Below are 21,901 nucleotides of genomic sequence, written 5' to 3'. Positions count from 1 at the left end.
CAAGGGCGGAAGAGACCGACATGGCCGACGAGAAGCTGCTCGGATACTTCAAGAAGGTCAGCGCCGACCTGTACAAGGCCCGGCAGCGGCTGACCGAGCTGACCGAACGGGACCGGGAACCCATCGCCATCGTCGGGATGGCCTGCCGCTACCCGGGTGGGGTCGGCTCCCCGGAGGACCTGTGGGACCTGGTCGCCGAGGGCCGGGACGCCATCTCCGACTTCCCCACCGACCGGGGCTGGCCGGCGGACCTCTACGATCCCGACCCGGAACGGGCCGGCCACAGCTACGCCCACGAGGGTGGCTTCCTGCACGACGCCGCCGACTTCGACCCCGCCTTCTTCGGGATGAGCCCCCGGGAGGCGCTCGGCGTCGACCCGCAGCAGCGGCTCCTGCTGGAGATCACCTGGGAGGCGTTCGAACGGGCCGGCATCCTCCCCGCCTCGGTGCGGCGTACCCCGGTCGGGGTGTTCACCGGCATCATGTACGGCGACTACGGCCTGCGGGTCCGCGACGTCCCCGAGGAGTTCGAGGGCTACCTGCTGACCGGCAGCGCCGGCAGTGTCGCCTCCGGCCGGATCGCCTACACCTTCGGCCTGACCGGTCCCGCCGTCACCGTCGACACCGCCTGCTCGTCGTCCCTGGTCGCCCTGCACCTCGCCGCCCGGTCGCTGCGCGCCGGGGAGTGCACGCTGGCCCTCGCCGGTGGCGTCACCGTGATGGCGAGCCCCGGCACGTTCGTCGAGTTCAGCCGGCAGCGGGGGCTGGCCCCGGACGGCCGGGCCAAGTCGTACTCGGCCGCCGCCGACGGGGTCGGCTGGGCCGAGGGCGCCGGCATGCTGCTGTTGGAGAAGCTCTCCGACGCCCGCCGTCACGGCCACCCGGTGCTCGCCGTCGTCCGGGGTTCCGCGATCAACCAGGACGGTCCGTCGAACGGGCTCACCGCACCCAACGGCCCCGCCCAACGCGCCGTCATCCGGCAGGCCCTCGAATCCGCCGGCCTGACCCCGACGGACGTGCAGGTGGTGGAGGGTCACGGCACCGGCACCCGGTTGGGTGACCCGATCGAGGCGCAGGCGTTGTTGGCGACGTACGGGCAGGGTCGGTCGGTGCCGTTGTGGTTGGGGTCGGTGAAGTCGAACATCGGTCATGCGCAGGCGGCGGCGGGTGTCGCCGGGGTGATCAAGATGGTGTCGGCGATGCGGGCGGGGGTGGTGCCGGGGTCGCTGCACGTGGCCGAGCCGTCGGGGTTCGTGGACTGGTCGTCGGGTGCGGTGCAGGTGGTGACCGGGTCGAGGCCGTGGACGGCGGAGGGCCGGCGGCGGGCGGGGGTGTCGTCGTTCGGGATCAGTGGCACCAACGCGCACGTCATCCTGGAGGAACCGCCCGCCGTGACGGACCCGTCGCCCGACGGGTCACCCGCCGAAGCGGGCCCGTCGGCCGGGGCCACAGGCGAGTCCGACGCCGTACCGGTGACGCCGTGGCCGGTGTCGGCGCGGACGACCGCCGGGGTACGGGACCTGGTCGAGCGGCTCCGCCCGTGGAGCGCCGCCGCCGACCCGACGGTGCCGGCGGCCGACGTGGGTTGGTCCCTGGCGTCGACCCGGACGGTGTTCGACGACCGCGCCGTGCTGCTCGACGGCGACGTCGTCGCGGACTCGGCCTCGGTGCCCCCGGAACTCCGCTGGTCGGCGGCGGTCCCACCGGCAGGCGACGCCGAACCGTCGTCCCCGGCCGGGACGGACGTCGACTCCCGGGTGGTGGCCTCCGGCCTGGGTCTGGTGTTCGGGGGTCAGGGTGGTCAGCGGGTGGGGATGGGTGTGGGGTTGTGTGGGGCGTTTCCGGTGTTCGCGTCGGTGTTCGACGAGGTGTGCGCGCTGTTGGGTGGGGAGGTGCGGGAGGCGGTGACCTCCGGGGTGGGTTTGGACGACACGGGTGTGGCGCAGCGGGCGTTGTTCGCGGTGGAGGTGGCGCTGTTCCGGCTGGTGGAGTCGTGGGGTGTGCGGCCTGCGGTTTTGGTGGGTCATTCGATTGGGGAGATCGCGGCGGCGCAGGTGTCGGGGGTGTTGTCCCTTGCGGATGCCGCAACGTTGGTGTCGGCGCGGGCCCGTTTGATGGCGGGGCTGCCGGTGGGTGGGGCGATGGTGTCGCTGCGGGCCTCCGCTGATGCGGTGCAACCGTTTCTGTCGGGTGGTGTGGTTGTTGCGGCGGTGAATGGTCCGTCGGCGGTGGTGATCGCCGGCCCGGAACAGCAGACCTTGCGAGCGGCAGATGCGGTGGCGACCGCGTTGGGTGTGCGGCAGCGGCGGTTGTCGGTGAGTCATGCGTTCCATTCGCCGTTGATGGAGCCGATGCTCGACGAGTTCCGCACGGTGGTGGAGGGCCTGTCCTTCCGGCCGGCGCGGATTCCGGTGGTGTCGACCGTCACCGGAACGGTCGAGGATCTTGCGGATCCGGGGTATTGGGTGCGGCAGGTGCGTGAGCCGGTGCGGTTCCACGAGGCGATCGAGGCGGCTGGTCCCCGCTCTTGGTGGGAACTCAGCCCGGATGGTGGTCTGTCGTCCCTGCTGGCCGACGGTATCCCGATGCTCCGGCCGGGAGCCGACGAGGCGGTCAGCGCGGTGACGGGGTTGGCGCAGGTGTGGGTACGCGGCCACGACGTGGACTGGCGGGCGTACTACGGCGGGGGGAAGGTCGTCGACCTGCCGACGTACCCGTTCCAACACCAGCGGTACTGGCTCGACGCCGGGGCCGGGCGGGGCGACGTGACCAGCGCCGGCCTACGCTCCGCCGGGCACCCGCTGCTCGGCGCGACTGTCGAACTGGCCGCCGGTGACGGCGTGCTGCTCACCGGACGGGTGTCCCTGCGTACCCATCCGTGGTTGGCCGACCATGCGCTGCTCGACACCGTGCTCCTGCCCGGGACGGCCTTCGTGGACCTCGTCCTGCGCGCGGGCGACCACCTCGGCGTCAGCGTCGTCGACGAGCTGACCATCGCCGAGCCGCTGGTGCTCACCGATGAACCGGTGGAGATCCAGGTGGCCGTCAGCGCGCCCGACCCCGACGGCAGACGACCGGTGACCGTCCACTCACGCCCGCACACCACCGGCGGCGAGGACCCCGCCTGGACCACCCACGCGGAGGGACTGTTGACCGCCGCGCCCTCCACCACCCCCACCGGGCAGGAGACCTGGCCGCCACCCGGCAGCCGCGAGGTCGACGTCACACACGCCTACCCCCGCCTGGCCGAGGACGGCCACCGGTACGGCCCGGCGTTCCGTGGCCTGCGCCGGCTGTGGCACCTCGGCGACGAGATCCTCGCCGAGGTGGGCCTGCCCGCCGACCGGCACGCCGACGCCGACGCGTTCGTGCTGCACCCCGCCCTGCTCGACGCCTGCCTGCACCCGCTGCTGCGTGGCGTACTCGACGACACCCGCCCCGGTGGCCTGCCGTTCTCCTGGAGCGACGTGCAGGTGCACCGTGGCGGCGCGACCACCCTGCGGGTACGGCTGCGGGAACAGTCGACCGGCAGCCTCACCCTGACCGGCTACGACGAGTCCGGTGCGCCGGTGGTCACCGTCGGAGGGCTGCTGTCCCGCCCCGTCTCCGCCGAGGCGCTGCGGTCCGCCGGGCGGCCCCACCAGGAACACCTCTACGAGCGGGTGGCCGTGCCGGTGGCGGCCCCGCCCGTCGCCGCCCCCGCTCCGGCCTTCGACGCGGGCCCCGCCCCGGTGGCCTGCCACCACCTGACCGTCGACCCCGGCCACCCCGACCTCGCCGGCCGTACCCACGCCGCCGTCGCCGCCGCCCTCGCCCTGGTCCGTACCCTGCTGACCGACGCGTACGCCGACACCCGGGTGGTCGTGGCCGGTGAACGCGTCGCCGACGATCCCGCCCTGGCCGCCGCCTGGGGGCTGCTGCGCAGCACCCAGACCGAGAACCCCGGACGGCTCGTCCTGGTCGACACCGACGACCCGGCCACCGTCCCCACCGTCGCGGCCGGGCTCGCCGCCGGTGACGAACCGGAGGTGAGCGTCCGGGCCGGCACCTGGACCGCCGCCCGGCTGGCCCGGGTCGCCACCCCGACGGCCGGACCCGTGCGCCTCCCCGGCCCGGTGCTGGTCACCGGCGGCACCGGCGGGCTGGGCGCGCTGGTCGCCCGCCACCTGGTGACCACCCATGGCGTACGCGAACTCGTGCTGGCCAGCCGCCGGGGCGTCGGAGCACCGGGCACGGGCGAACTGGTGGCCGAGCTGACCGGCCTCGGTGTCACCGTCAGCGTCGCCGCCGTCGACGTGGCCGACCGGGACGACCTGGCCCGGCTGCTCGACAGCCATCCCGTCCGTTCGGTGGTGCACACCGCCGGGGTGCTCGACGACGCGGTCGTCGGCGCACTCACCGACGAGCAGCTCGCCCGGGTGCTCCGCCCCAAGGTGGACGCCGCCTCCCACCTGCACGAGCTGACCGCGGACCGGAACCTGGACGCGTTCGTCCTCTACTCCTCGTCGGCCGCCGTGTTCGGCGGCCCCGGGCAGGCCAACTACGCCGCCGCCAACGCGTTCCTCGACGCGCTCGCCGCCCACCGCCGGGCCCGGGGGCTGCCCGCGCTGTCGCTCGGCTGGGGACTGTGGCAACAGGACGGCGGCATCACCGCCGCCCTCACCACCGCCGACCGGGACCGGATCACCCGGGCCGGCATGACCCCGCTGGACCGGGCGGAGGGGATGGCCCTGTTCGACACGGCGGTCAACCTGGCCGCCGCGACCGGCCACCCGCACCTCGTACCGATGCGGATGGACCTGCCGAGGATCACCGGTGAGCCGCCGGCGGTGCTGCGGGGGCTGGTCCGTCGCCCGGCCCGGCGGGCCGTGGCGGCGGCCGACCCCACCGCGGTCTTCGCCGGGCAGCACGGCGCGGAACTCACCGCCACCCTGCTCCAGGTGGTACGGGAACGCGTCGCGGGCGTCCTCGGTCACTCCGGCGTCGACGCGGTCCCCGCCGACCGGCCCTTCACCGAGCTGGGCTTCGACTCGTTGACCGCCGTGGAACTGCGCAACGCGCTGGCGACGGCGACCGGGCTGCGCCTGCCCGCCGGGTTGGTGTTCGACCATCCCACCCCGTCGGCGGTCGCCACCTGGCTGACCACGAAGATCGCCGGTGCCCCCGCTCCCGCCCCGGTCGCCACCCCGATCCGTACCCACGACGACCCCGTCGTCATCGTCGGGATGGCCTGCCGGCTGCCCGGCGGGGTACGCAGCCCCGAGGACCTGTGGCGGGTGGTCGCCGAGGGCACCGACGCGATCGGTGACTTCCCGACCGACCGGGGCTGGGACCTGGACCACCTCTACCACCCCGACCCGGACCACCCCGGCACCACGTACGCCACCCAGGGTGGCTTCGTCGACGGGATCGCCGACTTCGACCCGGCCCTGTTCGGCATCTCACCCCGGGAGGCGTTGGCGATGGACCCGCAGCAGCGGCTGCTGCTGGAAACCTCGTGGGAGGCGTTCGAGCGGGCCGGGATTCCCCCGCTCGCCGCCCGGGGCTCGCGGACCGGTGTCTTCGTCGGGGTCAGCAGCCAGGACCACGGCTCGCTGCTCGCCACCGTGCCCGAGTTCGAGGGGCAACTGCTCACCGGCAGCGCCAACAGCGTCGCGTCCGGCCGGCTCGCGTACCACCTCGGCCTGGTCGGCCCGGTCCTCACCCTGGACACGGCGTGCTCGTCGTCGCTGGTGGCCCTGCACCTGGCGGCGAACGCCCTGCGCGCCGGGGAGTGCGATCTCGCCCTCGCCGGTGGTGCGCTGCTGATGTCCACCCCGACCCTGTTCGTCGAGTTCAGCCGGCAGGGCGGGCTGTCGCCGGACGGCCGGTGCAAGGCGTTCTCGGCCGACGCGGACGGCACGGGATGGGCCGAGGGCGCCGGGATGCTGCTGGTGGAACGCCTCTCCGACGCCCGCCGCCACGGCCACCCCGTGCTCGCGGTGGTGCGGGGCAGCGCGGTGAACTCCGACGGCGCGTCGAACGGCCTGACCGCGCCGAGTGGCCCGTCCCAGGAACGGGTGATCCGCCAGGCGCTGGCGGTGGCGGGCCTGTCGGTGTCCGACGTGCAGGTGGTGGAGGGCCACGGCACCGGCACCCGGTTGGGTGACCCGATCGAGGCGGAAGCGTTGTTGGCGACGTACGGGCAGGGTCGGTCGGAGCCGTTGTGGTTGGGGTCGGTCAAGTCGAACCTCGGCCACACGCAGCACGCGGCGGGTGCCGCCGGGGTGATCAAGATGGTGCTGGCGATGCGGCACGCGACGGTGCCGGGGTCGCTGCACGTGGCCGAGCCGTCGGGGTTCGTGGACTGGTCGTCGGGTGCGGTGGAGGTGCTGCGGGAGTCCCGGCAGTGGACGGTGGCTGACGGTGGTCGTCGGCGGGCGGGGGTGTCGTCGTTCGGAATCAGTGGGACGAACGCGCACGTGATCGTGGAGGAGCCACCGCCGGTGGAGGCGGACGCGGTGGTGACGGGGTCACCGATCCCGGTGGGGGTGACGCCGTGGCCGGTGTCGGCGCGGACCGCCGCCGGGGTGCGGGAGTTGGTCGGGCAGCTCGGCGCGTTGACGGTCGGTTCGGGACCCGGGACGGGGGCGGACGGCGGTCCGTCGATGCCGACCGCCGTTGACGGGGTCGACGGTGATCCGCCGGAGTCGACAGTCGTTGGCGGGGTGTCGGGGGTGGATGTGGGGTGGTCGTTGGCGTCGACGCGGTCGGTATTCGACGAGCGGGCGGTGCTGCTCGACGGTGTGGTGGTCGCGGATGGGGCGTCGCTTGCATCTGGGGTGCGGGCGTTGGCGTCGGGTGGGTTGGGTCTGGTGTTCGGGGGTCAGGGTGGTCAGCGGGTGGGGATGGGCTCGGGTCTGTATCGGGCGTTTCCGGTGTTCGCGTCGGTGTTCGACGAGGTGTGTGGCCTGTTGGGGCCGGATGTCCATGAGGCGATCGGCTCTGGTGTGGGTCTGGATGGGACGGGGGTTGCGCAGCGGGCGTTGTTCGCGGTGGAGGTGGCGCTGTTCCGGCTGGTCGAGTCGTGGGGTGTACGCCCTGCGGTTCTGGTGGGTCATTCGATCGGGGAGATCGCCGCCGCGCATGTGTCGGGGGTGTTGTCCCTGTCGGACGCGGTGGTGTTGGTGTCGGCGCGGGCTCGTCTGATGGCGGCGCTACCCGCCGGGGGAGCGATGGTGTCGTTGCGGGCCTCGGTGGGGGCGGTGGAGCCGTATCTGTCTGGTGGCGTGGTTGTTGCGGCGGTGAATGGTCCGTCGGCGGTGGTGATCGCCGGTCCGGAGCGGGAGACCCTGCACGTGGCGGAGACGGTAGCGACCGCGTTGGGGGTGCGGCAGCGGCGGTTGTCGGTGAGTCACGCGTTCCACTCGCCGTTGATGGAACCGATGCTCGACGAGTTCCGCACGGTGGTCGAGAGCCTGTCCTTCCGGCCGGCACAGATTCCGGTGGTGTCTACGGTGACCGGGCAGGTCGGGGGTCTGGGGGAGCCGGATTACTGGGTGCGGCAGGTGCGTGAGCCGGTGCGGTTCCACGAGGCGATCGAGGCGGCTGGTCCCCGCTCTTGGTGGGAACTCAGCCCGGATGGTGGCCTGTCGTCCCTGCTGACCGACGGTATCCCGATGCTCCGGCCGGGAGCCGACGAGGCGGTGTCGGCGGTGACGGGGTTGGCGCAGGTGTGGGTACGCGGCCACGACGTGGACTGGCGGGCGTACTACGGCGGGGGGAAGGTCGTCGACCTGCCGACGTACCCGTTCCAACGGCAGCGGTACTGGCTGACGCCGGCATCCCGTACGGACGTGGCGGGCGTCGGCCTCGACCCGGTGGAACACCCGCTGCTGGGCGCGGCCGTGGAGCTGTCCGACGACTCGTTCGTCCTCGCCGGCGTACTGACCGCGTCGGCGCTGGCCGAGGCCGGGCCGCACGTCGTCCTGGCGGAGGCGGCGCTGGCGGCGGCCCGTCACGCGGGCGTCACCGGCGTCGCCGAACTCGTCCCCGAGGTGCCGCCCGAGCACCCCGGCCCACTGCGGGTCACCGTGGACGGCGTCGGCTTCACCATCGCCTCCCGCCCCAACGGCACCTGGGTCGAACACGCGACCGGGCAGCTCTCCGCCGAACCCGGCGACGGCGGCGCACTGCCCACCGCCGTGCTCCGCTCCGCACTCGACGACCTCGCCCCCGCCCGGCCCGTCCGCTGGACGAACCTGACCGTGCACCGGGCCGACCCTGCCGTGGACGTCGAGATCGCGCACCACGACACCGGACACGTCCGGATCGCCCTGGTCGACCACGACGGCACCGTCACCACGGAAGCCGAACTCGAACTCGGCGGCGACGCCGGCCCGTCCGTCGGCGACGCCCTGTTCCACCTGGAGGACCGGCGCGTCCCGACGCGGGAGACGGGCGGTGTGCCGGGTGACTGGGCGGTGCTCGGTGACGACGAACTCGGGCTGCTCGACGGGCTGGACGGCCTGCGCCGGCACCGTACCCTCGCCGAACTGCTCGGCTCGGCGCGGGGCCGGCCGGACGTGCTGCTCCACCCGCTGACCTACCCGGACACCGGGGACCCGGCGGCGGACGCGCACACGGTGGCGCAACGGGTGCTGAAGCTGTCCCAGCACTGGCTCCGCGACGGGGCACTCGCCCCGTGCCGCCTGGTGTTCGTCGCCTCCGGGGTGGACCGGGACGTCGTGCTGGCCACCGCCTGGGGGCTGGTCCGCTCGGCGATCAGCGAGTACCCGGACCGGTTCGGCCTGGTCACCCTCGACGGGGACCGCCGCTCGGCGCGGGCGTTCCCGGACGCCCTGCTAGCCGGCACCACCGAACTCACCGCGACCGGCGGTGTGGTGACCACCCCGACGCTCGTCCGCAGCCGGGGTGCCACCCCGACGTCCCGCCGGTGGGCCGGACCGGTGCTCGTCACCGGCGGCACCGGTGGGCTGGGGGCGCTCGCCGCCCGGCACCTGGTCACCACCCATGGCGTACGCCGCCTGCTGCTGGTCAGTCGGCGCGGGCCGGCGGCCCCGGGCGCGGCGGAACTCCGCGCGGAACTGCTCGACCTGGGCGCACAGGACGTCACCGTGGCCGCCTGCGACGTGACGGACCGGGACGCCCTCGCGGAACTCCTCGCCGGGACCGACCCGGCCCACCCGCTACGCGCCGTGATCCACACCGCCGGGGTGCTCGACGACGGTGTGCTGCCCGCGCTGACCCCGGAACGGCTGGACGGGGTGCTGGCCCCGAAGGTCGACGCCGCCTGGCACCTGCACGAGCTGACCCGGGATCTCGACCTCGACGCGTTCGTGCTGTATTCGTCGATCTCCGGGCTGCTCGGCCCGCCCGCCCAGGCCAACTACGCGGCGGGCAACTCCGGGCTGGACGCGCTGGCCCGGCTGCGCCGCCACCTCGGCCTGCCCGCCGTGTCGCTGGCCTGGGGACTGTGGGCGCAGGACAGCGGCATGATCGGCACGCTGGACGCGCACGACCGGGAACGCGTCGCCCGGACCGGTGTGGTGCCGATGACCGAGGCCGAGGGCAGGGCGCTGTTCGACCTGGCGCTGGCCCACGACCGGGCCGTGCAGGCGCCGGTCCGGCTCGACCCGGCCGCGCTGCGGGCGATCGACATGCCGCCGCCCGTGCTCCGCGCCCTGGTCCGCACCCCCCGTCGTACGCCGGGGGAGCAGCGACCGGCCGCCGACCGGCTCGCCGCGCTCGCTCCGGCCGACCGCCGCCAGGCGGTGCTGGACCTCGTCACCGCCCAGGCGGCGAAGGTGCTCGGCCACGCCGACCCGACCGAGGTCGACCCGGGCCGCCGCTTCGCCGACCTGGGGGTGGACTCGCTGGCCGCCACCCAGCTCCGCAACGCGGTCAGCACCGCCGCCGGTGTGCCGCTGCCGGCCGGGGTGGTGTTCGACCATCCCACCCCCGCCGCGCTCACCGACTTCGTCTGCGGGCTGCGCTGGCCGGACCAGGAGCGGGAGGACGGTTCGGCGATGGCCGCCCTCGACCGGCTGGAGGCCGCGCTGCGCACCGGGGACGCGGGCGGCGACGAGGTGGTCGACCGGCTGGAACGCCTCCTGATCGAACTGCGTCCACCCGCCGACTACGGCGACCCGGACACCGACGACCTGGACACGATCCCGGTGGACCGCCTCTACGACATCATCGACCAGGGAACGGAGCTGTGATGGCCGAGGACAGCGCCAAGCTCGTGGAGTACCTGCGCAAGGCCACCACCGACCTGCGCCGGTCACGGGCCCGCGTCGCCCAGTTGGAGAGCCGGATCAGCGAGCCGGTGGCGATCGTCGGAATGGCCTGCCGGCTGCCCGGCGGGGTACGCGGCCCGGACGACCTGTGGCGGGTGGTCGCCGAGGGGGTCGACGCGGTCGGTGGGTTCCCGACCGACCGGGGCTGGGATCTCGCCGGGCTTTACCACCCCGACCCGGACCACCCCGGCACCACGTACGCCACCGGTGGTGCCTTCCTCGCGGACGTCGCCGGCTTCGACGCCGACTTCTTCGGCATCTCCCCCCGGGAGGCGTTGGCGATGGACCCGCAGCAGCGGCTGCTGCTGGAAACCTCGTGGGAGGCGATCGAACACGCCCGCATCGACCCGGGTTCGCTCGCCGGCAGCCCCACCGGCGTGTTCGTCGGCACCATGTACCAGAACTACGCCTTCGGCGGTCAGGACGTGCCCGACGAACTCGAAGGGCTCCTGATCAGCGGCAGCGCCGGCAGTATCGTCTCCGGCCGGATCGCCTACCAGTTCGGCTTCACCGGGCCCGCGGTCACCCTCGACACCGCCTGCTCGTCGTCGCTTGTCGCCCTGCACCTGGCGGCGTCGGCGCTGCGTGCCGGGGAGTGCTCGCTGGCGCTCGCCGGGGGCGTGACGGTGATGCCCACCGCCGACCTGCTGGTGGAGTTCGCCCGGCAGCGTGGCCTGGCACCGGACGGCCGGTGCAAGGCGTTCGCCGACACTGCCGACGGCGTCGGCTGGGGTGAGGGCGTGGGCCTGCTGCTGCTGGAACGCCTCTCCGACGCCCGCCGCCACGGTCACCGGGTGTTGGCGGTGGTGCGGGGCAGTGCGGTGAATTCGGATGGTGCGTCGAACGGCCTGACGGCGCCGAGTGGTCCGTCGCAGGAGCGGGTGATTCGTCGGGCGTTGGCGGTGGCGGGCCTGTCGGTCAACGACGTGCAGGTGGTGGAGGGTCATGGGACGGGTACCCGGTTGGGTGATCCGATCGAGGCGGAAGCCCTGTTGGCGACGTACGGGCGGGGTCGGTCGGTGCCGTTGTGGTTGGGGTCGGTGAAGTCGAACATCGGTCATGCGCAGGCGGCGGCGGGTGTCGCCGGGGTGATCAAGATGGTGTCGGCGATGCGGGCGGGGGTGGTGCCGGGGTCGTTGCACGTGGCCGAGCCGTCGGGGTTCGTGGACTGGTCGTCAGGCTCGGTGGAGGTGGTGCGGGAGCCCCGGGAGTGGACGGTGGCTGAGGGGGGTCGTCGGCGGGCGGGGGTGTCGTCGTTCGGGATCAGTGGCACGAACGCGCACGTGATCGTGGAGGAAGCACCGCCGGTGGAGGTGGGCGGTCCGGCGGGGTCGGATGTGTCGGTGGTGGGGTCGCGGGTGGTGGTGACGCCGTGGCCGGTGTCGGCGCGGTCGGTTGCGGGGGTGGGGGAGTTGGTGGGGCGGTTGCGGTCGTTGGCGGCGGGGTCGGAGGGGCCGTCTGCTGCGGATGTGGGGTGGTCGTTGGTGTCGACGCGGTCGGTGTTCGCGGAGCGTGCGGTGCTGCTCGACGGTGTGGTGGTCGCGGATTCGGCGTCGCTGACCCCGGAGTTCCGGGTGTCGGTGTCCGGTGCGGTTGCCGCTTCCACAGTGGACCCGGTTGCGGCGTCGTCAGGTGGTGCCGCGTCTTCAGTCGCGGTGTCGTCCGGTGGTGTTCCTGTCGGGTTGGGTGTGGTGTTCGGGGGTCAGGGTGGTCAGCGGGTGGGGATGGGTGCGGGTCTGTACCGGGTGTTTCCGGTGTTCGCGTCGGTTTTCGACGAGGTGTGCGACCTGTTGGGTGGGGAGGTGCGGGAGGCGGTGACCTCCGGGGTGGGTTTGGACGACACGGGTGTGGCGCAGCGGGCGTTGTTCGCGGTGGAGGTGGCGCTGTTCCGGCTGGTGGAGTCGTGGGGTGTGCGGCCTGCGGTTCTGGTGGGTCATTCGATTGGGGAGATCGCGGCGGCGCAGGTGTCGGGGGTGTTGTCCCTTGCGGATGCCGCAACGTTGGTGTCGGCGCGGGCTCGTTTGATGGCGGGGCTGCCGGCGGGTGGGGCGATGGTGTCGCTGCGTGCCTCGGTGGAGGCGGTGGAGCCGTTCCTGTCGGGTGGTGTGGTGGTGGCGGCGGTGAATGGTCCGTCGGCGGTGGTGATCGCCGGCCCGGAGCAGCAGACCTTGGAAGCGGCGGATGCGGTGGTGACCGCGTTGGGTGTGCGGCAGCGGCGGTTGTCGGTGAGTCACGCGTTCCATTCGCCGTTGATGGAGCCGATGTTGGATGAGTTCCGCGCGGTGGTGGGGGGTCTGTCGTTCCACCCTGCACAGATCCCGGTGGTGTCGACGGTGACGGGTCAGGTCGGTGGTCTGGGGGAGCCGGATTACTGGGTGCGGCAGGTGCGTGAGCCGGTGCGGTTTCACGACGCGGTTCAGGCGGCGGGTCCCCGGTCGTGGTGGGAGTTGAGCCCGGATGGTGGTCTGTCGTCGCTGCTGGCCGACGGTGTCCCGATGCTGCGGCCCGGGGTCGACGAGGCGGTCAGCGCGGTGACGGGGTTGGCGCAGGTGTGGGTGCGGGGTCATGAGGTGGACTGGCGGGCGTACTACGGTGGCGGGCAGGTCGTCGACCTGCCCACGTACCCGTTCCAACACCAGCGGTACTGGCTGGCCGCCGGTCCGGCGACGCCGCCGCTGTACGCGGTGCGGTGGACGCCGACGGACCTGCCCGCCGGGGAGGCGCCGGTGCTCGACTGCGCCGGCAGCGGCACCGCCGAGGTGCTCGCGGTCCTCCAGCGGCGGCTCGCCGAACCCACCGGTGGTCGGCTCGTCGTCGGTTTCGACGGCACCCTGCCGGCGGCCGACGGGGTGGCCGGTCTGCTACGTGCCGCCCGGACCGAGCATCCGGGCCGGGTGGCCCTCGTCGACCACGACGGCAGCCCGGCGTCGCTGGCGGCACTGCCGGCCGCAGCCGCCGCCGGCCACGACGAGGTCCGGCTGCGTGCCGGCGTCGCCAGCGTCCCGGAGTTGACCGCCGCCGCCACCGGACCCCGCCGGCCGGTCGACGGCACGGTCCTGGTGACCGGGGCGGCGGGTGCCCTCGGCAGCGCCGTCGCCCGCCACCTGGTCACCGCGTACGGCGTCCGCGACCTGGTGTTGCTCGGCCGCCGTGGGGCACCGGACCTGGCCGCCGAACTGGCCGCGCTCGGCGTCACCGCCACTTCGGTCAGCGGCGACGTCACCGACCCGGACACGGTGGCTGCCGCGCTGCACGGGCGCACCCTGCGCGGGGTGGTGCACGCGGCGGGCGCGCTCGCCGACGGGGTCCTGTCCGGGCTCACCCCCGACCAGCTCGAGCTGGCCTGGCGGGCCAAGGTGACCGGCGCGCGGGTCGTCGACCGGCTCACCCGCGACACCGACCTGGCCTTCTTCGTGCTGTTCTCGTCGGTCGCCGGCCTGTTCGGGGCGGCCGGTCAGGCCGCGTACGCCGCCGCGAACAGCGCGCTGGACGCCCTCGCCGAGCGTCGCCGGGCGGCCGGGCTGCCGGCCACCTCGATCGCCTGGGGGCCGTGGTCCGGTGCGGGCATGACCGGGGACCTGGGCGTCGCCGACCGGGCCCGGCTCGCCGCCGCCGGCCTCGACCCGCTGCCGGTGGCCACCGGGCTGGCCCTCTTCGACGCGGCGCTGACCAGCACCGAACCGGTGGTCGTCGCGGCGGCCCTGCGCACCGCGACCCTCGACCCGACCACCGCCCCGGCCCTGCTGCGGACCCTGCTGCCGGCGGGGGAACCCACCTCCCCGCCCGTGCTGGACCTGACCGGCCTGGACGCGTCGGGCCGTCGGCAGGCGGTCACCGACCTGGTCCGGGCCACCGCCGCCACCGTGCTGGGCCACCAGCCGGGCACGCTGCTGCCGGTGACGGGCGCCTTCCACGACCTCGGCTTCGACTCGCTGACGTCGGTGGACCTGCGCAACCGGCTGAGCGCGGCGACCGGGGTGCCGCTCGGTGTGGGTGCGGTGTTCGACCATCCCACCCCGGCGGCACTCGCCGCGTACCTGCTCACCCAGCTCGACGCCGCCACCGACACGGACCCGGAGGACGAGCGGATCCGCGCGACACTACGCGCCCTCCCCGTGGACCGGCTGCGCCGCGCCGGCCTGCTGGACCGGCTGTTGGCCCTGGCCGACGAGCCGCCGCGACCGGACGAGCCGCCGCGACCGGACGAACCGGCGGGGCGGACCGACAGCCCGGACGACCTTGACGCGCTCTCCGGCGAGGAACTGCTCGCGCTGGCCGCGCAGACAGTGGGGCAGCAGTGAGCGCCGGCACCGAACAGTACGTGGCGGCCCTGCGTAACGCGCTGCGCGAGGTAGACCGGCTGCGCGGGGAACTCGACCGGGCCACCGCCCCGGCCGCCGAACCGATCGCCGTGGTCGGGATGTCCTGCCGGTTCCCCGGCGGCGCGGACACCCCGGACCGGTTCTGGGAACTGCTCGACGAGGGCCGCGACGCGGTCGTCCCGTTCCCCACCGACCGGGGCTGGCCGTCGGACCTGCACGATCCGGACCCGACCGCTCCCGGGCGCAGCTACGTCGACTCCGGCGGGTTCCTGCCCGACGTCGCCGGGTTCGACGCCGGCTTCTTCGGGGTGTCACCCCGGGAGGCCTCGGCGATGGACCCGCAGCAGCGGATGCTGCTGGAGTTGGCGTGGACGGCGGTCGAAGACGCCCGCATCGACCCGGAACGGCTGCGCGCCACCGAGACCGGGGTGTACGTGGGCACGAACGGCCAGGACTACCCGCTGCTGCTCGCCCACGCCGCCGGTGACACCGAGGGTTTCCTGCTCACCGGCAACGCGGCGAGCGTCGCCTCCGGCCGGATCTCGTACGTGCTGGGGCTGACCGGGCCGTCGCTGACCGTGGACACCGCCTGCTCGTCGGCGCTGGTGGCCGTGCACCAGGCCGTCCGCGCGCTGCGCTGCGGCGAGGTGCCCCTGGCCCTGGTCGGGGCGGCGACGGTGATGTCGACACCGGTCGGGTTCACCGAGTTCAGCCGCCAGCGGGGATTGGCCGCCGACGGCCGGTGCAAGGCGTTCTCCGCCGCCGCCGACGGGGTCGGCTGGGGGGAGGGTGGGGCGGTGCTGCTGCTGGAACGGCTCGGTGACGCGCTCGCCCACGGGCGTACCGTGCACGCGGTGCTGCGCGGCAGCGCGGTCAACTCCGACGGGGCGTCCAACGGGTTGACCGCGCCGAACGGCCCCGCCCAGCGGCGGGTGATCGAACGGGCGCTCGCCGACGCCGGGCTCACCCCCGGTGACGTCGACGTCGTGGAGGCGCACGGCACCGGCACCCGGCTCGGCGACCCGATCGAGGCCGAGGCGCTGCTGGCCAGCTACGGCCGGGGTCGGGACCGGCCACTGTGGCTGGGCTCGGTGAAGTCCAACCTGGGCCACACCCAGGCCGCCGCCGGCCTGGCCGGGCTGGTCAAGCTGGTGCTGGCGCTGCGGCACGGGCGGTTGCCGCGTACGCTGCACGCCGCGACCCCGACCACGGCGGTGCGCTGGGACGACTCCCCGGTGCGGCTGCTGACCGCCGCCCAGCCGTGGCCGCGTGGGCCGCGCCCGCGCCGGGCGGCGGTGTCGGCGTTCGGGATCAGCGGCACCAACGCCCACGTCGTCGTCGAGGAACCACCCGCACCGGCCGCCGACGGGCCGGCTGTCACCCCGCTGCCCGCGGTGCCCTGCCTGCTCTCCGCCGCCGACCCGCAGGCCCTGCGGGAGCAGGCCGGCCGGTTGGCGACGCTGGTGCGGGCCGACCCGACGCTCACCCCGGCGGGGCTCGGCCTGGCGTTGGCCACCGGGCGGGCGGCCCTGCGACACCGGGCGTGCGTCACCGCGACCGACCGCGCCGGGCTGCTCGCCGGTCTCGCCGAGCTGGCCGATGCCGGGGTCGGCGCGGGCACGACCTGCGGTGGTGACCTCGCGGTCCTGTTCACCGGGCAGGGCGCGCAGCGGGTCGGGATGGGCCTGGCGCTGGCCGAGCGGTTCCCCGCCTACGCGGAGGCGTTCGCCGAGGTCTGCGGGCACCTCGATCCGCTGCTGGACCGGCCGCTGGCCGACGCCGTCGCCGACGGCGGCGGACTCGACGACACGGGCACCGCGCAGCCGGCGATCTTCGCGGTGGAGGTCGCCCTGTACCGGCTGCTGGCGTCGTACGGCCTCGCCCCGGCCGCCGTCGCCGGGCACTCCGTCGGTGAGTTGACCGCCGTGCACGTGGCGGGCGCGTTGTCGCTGGACGACGCGGCCACCGTGGTCGCGGCCCGGGGCCGGCTGATGGCCGCGCTGCCGGCGGGCGGGGCGATGCTCGCCGTACGGGCCGACGAGGCGGAGGTGACCCCGCTGCTCGGCGACGACGTCGAGTTGGCCGCCGTCAACGGTCCCCGGGCGGTGGTGCTCTCCGGCACGGTCGACGGGGTGGAGCGGGCGGCCCGGCTGCTGCGGGCCGGTGGTCACCGGTGCCGGCGGCTCGACGTCAGCCACGCCTTCCACTCCCGGCTGATGGAGCCGGCCCTGGCCGGGTTCGCCGAGGTACTGGCGGGGGTACGGTTCACCGCGCCCCGGCTGCCGGTGGTGTCCACCCTGACCGGGGCGGTGCTGACCGTCGAGGACCTGGCCGGGCCGGGGCACTGGCTGGCGCACGCCCGCCGGCCGGTGCGGTTCGCCGACGCCGTACGCGTGCTGGAGCGGCGCGGGGTACGCACCTTCCTGGAGGTGGGGCCGGCCCCGGCGCTGACCGGCACGGTGGTGGACTGCCTGCGTACGCCCACCGACGCGGTGGCGGTCCCGACGTTGCGTCCCGACGTGCCCGATCCGGTGTCGGTGCCGGTGGCGATGGGCGCGTTGCTGGTCCGGGGGCACCTGGACCGGGCGGCGGTGTTCGCCGGCACCCGTGCCGCACCGGTGGCGCTGCCCGGTTACCCGTTCCAGCGGACCCGGTTCTGGCCCGACGCCCGTTTCGGGTCCGCCACCGGGCGCACACCGGCGGTGCCGCCGGCACCCCGGCAGACGGCTGCGGCGGTCGGCCCGGGGGCGCTGCGTGACGTGGTGCTGCGGCACGTGGCGGCGGTGCTCGGCCACGGCGCGGCCCCCGTCGACCCGCACCGGTCGCTGGCCGAGCTGGGCCTGACCTCGCTCAGCGCGGTGGAACTGCGCGACCGGCTGACCCAGGCCACCGGGCTGCCCGTCGGCACCGCCGACCTGCTCACCGCCGTCACCGCCGACGAACTCGCCGGCACCCTCGCCGGGCGGGCCGACGAAGACCCCGGCGACGGCGCGGTGCGGGCGGCGTTCGCGGCGGCGTGCGCCAGTGGTGACGTACCCGCCGGGTTGGACCTGCTCGCCGCCGCCGCGGACCGGGCGTCGGCCGGCGGCACCGCCGCCCCCGCGCCGCCGCTGGTGTTCGCCGAGGGCGACGGCCCGCTGCTGGTCTGCCTGCCCAGCATGGTCGCCCCGGCCAGCCCCTACCAGTACGCCCGGCTGCTGGCCTGCCTGGACCGGCCCGCCGTGGTGCTGCCGCTGCCCGGCTACCGGCCGGGGGAGGCGCTGCCGACCACCCGCGCCGAGGTCGTCGACGCCCAGGTCGCGGCGCTGCGGGCGCACCTCGGCGACCGGCCGTACGTGCTGGTCGGCTACTCCTCCGGCGGCTGGCTGGCGCACGCCGTGGCGGCGGCCCTGTACGACCTCGGCACACCGCCCGAGCGGGTGGTGCTGGTCGACGTGCACGTCCCGGGCGGGTCCTGGTATGCCGCGACGATGCCGACCCTGTTCACCCGGCTGGCCGCCGACCGGAGCGTCACCGAACTGGTCACCGACCGGCAGCTGCTGGCCATGGGACGGCACCTGGCGCTGTTCGCCGACTGGCGACCGCAGCCGCTGGCGGTCCCCGTCACCCACCTGCGGGCCGCGGCGGCGCCCGGCGGGCGGGAACCGGGCTGGGCGGCCGACACCGGGTGGCACACCGTGCCGGGCGACCACCTGGGCGTCCTCACCGGCGACGCCCCGACCACGGCCGCCGCGCTGGCCGACTGCCTGCGGCCGGCACCGACGAACACCCCACTGATCCCCTCACCGACAGGGCGGAGCCGATGACCATCGGACAGCAGGAAACCTCGACCCCCCACCCGGCGGACATGCTCACCGAGGAGTTCGCGCAGGACCCGTACCCGGGGTTCGCCCGGCTGCGTGACGGCGGCACGGTGGACCGGTTCCGGCTCAAGACGTTCTCCACCGCCGTGTACGCCTGGCTGGTCACCCGGCACGCCGACGCGCGCCGGCTGCTGGCCGACCCGAGGCTGTCCAAGGACGCCGGGCGTATCGCCTCGGTGATCCGCGCCCAGGCCGTCGACCCGGACGAGCACGTCACCGACAACCCGCCGAGCATGTTGTTCAGTGATCCGCCCGACCACACCCGGCTGCGCCGGATCGTCGGCGGCGCGTTCACCACCCGGCGGGTGCAGAGCCTGACCCCGGTGATCGAACGGTTCACCGACGCCGCGTTGGACCGGATCGTCGCGGGGGAGACGGTCGACTTCGTGACCGACGTCGCGCTGCCCGTGCCGATGGCGGTGATCGGCTCGCTGCTAGGCATCCCCGAGGAGGCGTTCGACGACTTCCGCCGGTGGAGCGCGGAACTCGGCAGCGTCGGCACCTCGCTTTCCGACAAGCAGCAGGTGATCGCCGACGCCTACGGCTACGTGCGGGACCTGATCGCGGTCAAGCGCACCGCGCCGGCCGACGACCTGATCAGCGCGCTCATCGCCGCCGACGACGAGGGCGGCCGGCTGGCCACCGACGAGTTGCTGTCCACCGTGTTCCTGATGATGAACGCCGGCTACGAGACGACCGCGGCGATGCTCAGCAGCGCTGTGCTGCTGCTGCACCGGCGGCCGGAGCTGCGTGCGGAGCTGGCCGCCGACCCGGGGCGGGTGCCCGCGTTCGTGGAGGAGGTGCTGCGCTACGAGAGCCCGTTGAACCTGAGCACGATCCGGTTCACCGAGCAGGAGGTGACCGTCGGCGACACGGTCATCCCGGCCGGGGAGATCGTGTTCATCTCGCTGTGCGCGGCCAACCGCGACGCCGACCGGTTCCCCGATCCCGACGCGGTCCGCCTCGACCGCGACGGCCATCTGGCGTTCGGGCACGGCATCCACCACTGCCTGGGCGCACCGCTGGCCCGGCTGGAGGGCCGGGTGGTGTTGCAGCGGCTGCTGGCCCGCCACCCGCACTGGCGGCTGGCCGTCGCCGACGACGAGGTCGCCTGGCGGCACAGCCTCCAGTTCCGCGCCATCGAGTCGCTGCCGGTGCGCTTCGACTGAACCCCACCATCCATCCGAGCAGAGGGGACCCCATGACCGACACCAGCCCGGTGGCGGCGTTCTTCGCCGCCTGTGACGCCGACGACCTGGACGCCGCCGCCGACTGCTTCGCCCCCGACGGGGTGTGGATCGTCGCCGCCGGCCCCGAACCGGGCCATACCTACCACCGCAAGGAGATACCCGGGTTCCTGGCCGAGATCATCGGTAAGCGCGACGAACTCGACGCCGCCGGCGCCCGGATGGTGTACGGCGAGCGCGTCGTCGTGGCGGACCGGGAGTTCCTGGAGTTCCGCTGCGAGTCCGCGACCGGCGAGGTGCTCGAACGAGGCGTGGACGTGTTCACGCTGCGCGACGGCAAGATCCTGGTCAAGGACGTCTTCCGCAAGGCCTGACCCCCCACCACGGAAAGAGGCGACCATGTACGACAACCTCCACGAGATCCTCACCTCGTTCGGCGCGGACATCGACTTCGAGGACCCGAAGCTCGGACAGAGCGGGTGGTACAAGGCGGACCTGGTGGTCCCGGACGAGGGCCGGGTGGGCACCGTCGACGGCGGGTACCGGCTGGTCATGCACCGTGGGTCCGACGGGATGCCGATGGTGCACCTGTCGGAGACGCTGTCGTTCCCGCAGGGGGACGTGCACGTGCAGGCGTGGGCGGAGTTCCCCAACCTGAGCAACGGCAACTGGTTGTACTGCCCGGCGGTGGGGATCAGCGGGGAGCTGACCGGCCGGCAGGGGTTCCGCCAGTGGCGTCCGGTGGAGCTGGGCAAGCTCGCCGAAGCCAAGGTGATCTTCTATCCCAGCCCGACCCAGTGACGCCCGCCCGCCGCCGTCAGCCCTTCAACGGGTACGGGATGAAGGTGCTGCGGTTCTCGTCGAGATCGAGCCGGCCGCTGATCGGCGCGGCGGCCCGCTGCGGGCAGGTCATCCGCTCGCAGGTCTTGCACCCCGGGCCGATCGACGTGACGGCGTCGGCCGCGTACAGGTCGATGCCCCGGGAGTAGACCAGCCGGTCGGCGTGCCGGATCTCGCAGCCGAGCCCGATCGCGTAGACCTTGCCGGGCTGGTTGTAACCGCCGTGGTGCCGGGTGATGGTGCGGGCGATCCACAGGTAGCGCTGCCCGTCGGGCATCGCCGCCACCTGCACCACCACCCGGCCGGGCGCACCGAACGCCTCGTAGACGTTCCACAGTGGGCAGGTGCCGCCGGTGAGCGAGAACGGGAAGCCGGTGGCGGACTGGCGTTTGGACAGGTTGCCGGCCCGGTCGACCCGGACGAACGAGAACGGCACCCCGCGCGCCCGGGGCCGTTGCAGGGTGCTGAGCCGGTGGCAGATGGTCTCCCAGCCCATGGTGAAGTGCTGGGCGAGCAGCTCGATGTCGTAGCGGTGCTGTTCGGCCGCCGCCAGGAACGGCCCGTACGGCAGGATCAGCGCGGCGGCGAAGTAGTTGGCCAGGCCGACCCGGGTGAGGATCTGGGTCTGCGGGTCGTCGAACCGTTCCTCCTCCACGATCTCGTCGATCACGTCGGCGTACTCCAGCAGGGCGATCTGCGCGGCCATCCGCATCGCCTCCTGCCCGGCGCGCAGCGACGTCGACAGGTGCAGGGTGCGGGTCTGCGGCCGGTAGCGGTGCAGCTCGTCGCCGAGCAGGCTGGCGTCGTCGTGGCGGACCTGCACGCCGTGCCGTTGGGCGAGCCGGTCCTGCAACCCGGCCCGGACCTCGCCACGACGCAGGTCGATGGTGGCGGCCAGCCGCTCCGCCGCCTCGTCCAGATCCGGCACGTAGTTCTGCCGCCGGTAGAAGAACTCGGTCACCCGGTCGTGCGGGCTGCGCCCGACCGTTTCCCGGTCGCCCAGCAGCTCGGCGAGCTGCTCGTCGGCCTGCCGGTAGCGGCGGTGCAGGTCGAGGACGGCCTCGGCGACCTCGGGCAGCCGGGTGGCGAGTTCGGTGAGGTCGGCGACGCCCGGCCGGCCGGGCAGCGCCTCGCGCAGCCCGGCGACCAGCCGGGGGGTGTCCCGGGGCGCGAACACGGTCGGGTCGACGCCGAACACCTCGGTGATGCGCATCAGCACCGGCACAGTCAGCGGCCGGGTGTCGTGCTCGATCTGGTTGAGGTAACTGGGGGAGATGTTGAGCAGCCGGGCCAGCCGGGACTGGCTCAACGCCCGGTCCTCGCGCATCCGGCGCAGTCGGGCACCCGCGAAGGTCTTGCTCACCACGCTCACCTCCCCGCTGCTCTTT

7 protein-coding genes are annotated in these 21,901 nt (G+C 74.1%); 6 read left to right on the top strand and 1 reads right to left on the bottom strand.

Going from position 1 to position 21,901, the window contains the following annotated elements:
* Nucleotides 1–20 precede the first annotated feature (20 nt).
* From AB0K25_RS16190 to AB0K25_RS16165, 6 genes are read left to right on the top strand one after another with little or no spacing between them, the layout of a single operon-like run.
* Nucleotides 21–10,223 (top strand): type I polyketide synthase, encoded by a 10,203-nt coding sequence (locus AB0K25_RS16190; protein ID WP_363820837.1) that lies wholly within the window; start codon nt 21–23, stop codon nt 10,221–10,223.
* Nucleotides 10,223–14,602, top strand: coding sequence for a type I polyketide synthase (locus AB0K25_RS16185; RefSeq protein WP_363820834.1), 4,380 nt, complete (start codon nt 10,223–10,225; stop codon nt 14,600–14,602). Before AB0K25_RS16190 ends, AB0K25_RS16185 begins: the two co-directional genes overlap by 1 nt.
* Complete coding sequence (locus tag AB0K25_RS16180) at nt 14,599–18,429, top strand: beta-ketoacyl synthase N-terminal-like domain-containing protein (protein WP_363820831.1); 3,831 nt, start codon at nt 14,599–14,601, stop codon at nt 18,427–18,429. Before AB0K25_RS16185 ends, AB0K25_RS16180 begins: the two co-directional genes overlap by 4 nt.
* Nucleotides 18,426–19,655, top strand: a complete 1,230-nt coding sequence (locus AB0K25_RS16175) for a cytochrome P450 (protein WP_219463249.1) — start codon at nt 18,426–18,428, stop codon at nt 19,653–19,655. The genes AB0K25_RS16180 and AB0K25_RS16175 overlap by 4 nt, the downstream gene beginning before the upstream one ends.
* Before the next feature lie 32 nt (nt 19,656–19,687).
* Nucleotides 19,688–20,047 carry a nuclear transport factor 2 family protein gene (locus AB0K25_RS16170; RefSeq protein ID WP_219463246.1) on the top strand — a complete coding sequence of 120 codons (360 nt, stop codon included), beginning with the start codon at nt 19,688–19,690 and terminating at the stop codon, nt 20,045–20,047.
* Nucleotides 20,048–20,072: 25 nt separating this feature from the next.
* Nucleotides 20,073–20,474, top strand: coding sequence for a hypothetical protein (locus AB0K25_RS16165; RefSeq protein ID WP_219463245.1), 402 nt, complete (start codon nt 20,073–20,075; stop codon nt 20,472–20,474).
* 16 nt (nt 20,475–20,490) lie between these two features.
* On the opposite strand, the gene AB0K25_RS16160 is transcribed toward AB0K25_RS16165, so the two are convergent.
* Nucleotides 20,491–21,876, bottom strand: a complete 1,386-nt coding sequence (locus AB0K25_RS16160; RefSeq protein WP_308290816.1) for a short-chain fatty acyl-CoA regulator family protein — start codon at nt 21,874–21,876, stop codon at nt 20,491–20,493.
* Nucleotides 21,877–21,901: the final 25 nt, after the last annotated feature.

Source organism: Micromonospora sp. NPDC049257 (assembly GCF_040678915.1).
Taxonomy (GTDB): domain Bacteria; phylum Actinomycetota; class Actinomycetes; order Mycobacteriales; family Micromonosporaceae; genus Micromonospora; species Micromonospora antibiotica.
This window is presented reverse-complemented; position numbering and strand designations above follow the sequence as displayed.

Excerpts from the sequence above, each read along its gene's own strand:
- AB0K25_RS16190 (WP_363820837.1), top strand. The coding sequence starts at position 21 with ATGGCCGACGAGAAGCTGCTCGGATACTTCAAGAAGGTCAGCGCCGAC.
- AB0K25_RS16170 (WP_219463246.1), top strand. The coding sequence starts at position 19,688 with ATGACCGACACCAGCCCGGTGGCGGCGTTCTTCGCCGCCTGTGACGCC.
- AB0K25_RS16175 (WP_219463249.1), top strand. The coding sequence starts at position 18,426 with ATGACCATCGGACAGCAGGAAACCTCGACCCCCCACCCGGCGGACATG.
- AB0K25_RS16185 (WP_363820834.1), top strand. The coding sequence starts at position 10,223 with ATGGCCGAGGACAGCGCCAAGCTCGTGGAGTACCTGCGCAAGGCCACC.
- AB0K25_RS16165 (WP_219463245.1), top strand. The coding sequence starts at position 20,073 with ATGTACGACAACCTCCACGAGATCCTCACCTCGTTCGGCGCGGACATC.